Raw genomic sequence first — 1,228 nt, forward strand, 5'->3', positions numbered from 1 at the left:
AAATAGAATATTTTAAGAAACAGCTAACCTCTCCCCTTGTTGAAGAAGAGGACAAAAAAGATTACCAATATCGGTTAAGTGCTGTAACGCTTCAAAAAGAACTCAATCTCAATGAAAAGGATTTACGAAAACTACGATACCTCAAGCGCAAGATAGACTGTGAGTTTGCGGCAAGACTTTATAAAAACTGTGGGAAATTATTCGAGTTTGATTCCGAAAAAAACCAACTTAAACCTATTAAGCCCATTGATCCCAAAAAGGCCAAACGATTAGAAACAATTGGAGCAGGTCTTTTCTTTGCCTCAGGTCTATTTGCATACGGGTTTATGCTTTACATGCTCTATATGGTTAAGGTACCACTTCACAACTTAACAGATATTTTGACTTGGGCTGGTATCAATTATTTTTTGATGTTTGCTATCATTTTTGCGGGCATGAAAATACTAAAGTTCTTTATGAAACAATCAAATGCTTTAAAGCTCCTTGAACTGTCTGAAAGAAATTTAGATGTACCGCTTAATCAAAATCAAATGAGAAAAACAGAAGAAAAATAGTGACCTAACGAAATGCAAGCAACCATTAGGTTGCTTGCATTTTTGAACCATCATTTTAATTCTCTATTCACCCAATACAAATGATATTGCTTTGCTTCCCAATGCTTTAACCACATCAAAAGTAAGTTCAAGTCCTTTTTCTAAGGCTGTCGTTTTTATTTTTTCCCAGACAGGTTTGCTTCTAATTACATCTAATAATTCATGCCCCTGCCAAGTCAAATCATTCACAAAAACATCATCTATTCCATCAAGACTTTGTAGAACTTTTCCAGTGATGAAACCAGCTTCAATTAAAAGAGTTGTGTTACCTAAAATAAGAGTCTCGTCTTCAGCTTTTTCTAGATATTCATCAAATCTATCTTCTTCAGTTGCAATTAAAATTGCTCGAATAACATCCCAATCTCTTTTCATATTCATCTCTAAATTACACAATAAATTTAGCTTATCATCTGTTAATCACTTTATCTCTGTTTAAAAAGAACACAACGACAAAGCATGTCGTTGTATAAATTTATACTCATCTTTTAAATGACAAATTATAAAAAAACTTCTACCTTCCTTATTTTTTAAGAATCAATCCACTACCTAGGCACTTTACGCCTATCCCTTTTTGCATTGATATTGCATTTGAATGTAATATCTCAGCCTACGTCATTGTTCCTATTCATCACTAT

The 1,228-nt window shown here is 33.1% G+C and carries 2 protein-coding genes; one reads left to right on the forward strand and one right to left on the reverse strand.

Annotation, left to right across the window (positions count from 1 at the left end):
• On the forward strand, positions 1-554 hold a 554-nt coding region (locus tag HUN22_RS17125), incomplete at its 5' end, for a hypothetical protein (RefSeq protein ID WP_217488222.1).
• Positions 555-617: 63 nt separating this feature from the next.
• Here HUN22_RS17125 and HUN22_RS17130 read toward each other — a convergent pair.
• A complete protein-coding gene (locus tag HUN22_RS17130) occupies positions 618-965 on the reverse strand; it encodes a DUF2513 domain-containing protein (protein ID WP_174731916.1) in 348 nt (115 codons plus the stop codon).
• Between the last annotated feature and the right edge of the window lie 263 nt (positions 966-1,228).

Origin of the sequence: Acinetobacter lactucae (assembly GCF_013344765.1) — a bacterium.
GTDB lineage: Bacteria > Pseudomonadota > Gammaproteobacteria > Pseudomonadales > Moraxellaceae > Acinetobacter > Acinetobacter lactucae_A.

Excerpts from the sequence above, each read along its gene's own strand:
- HUN22_RS17130 (WP_174731916.1), bottom strand. The coding sequence starts at position 965 with ATGAAAAGAGATTGGGATGTTATTCGAGCAATTTTAATTGCAACTGAA.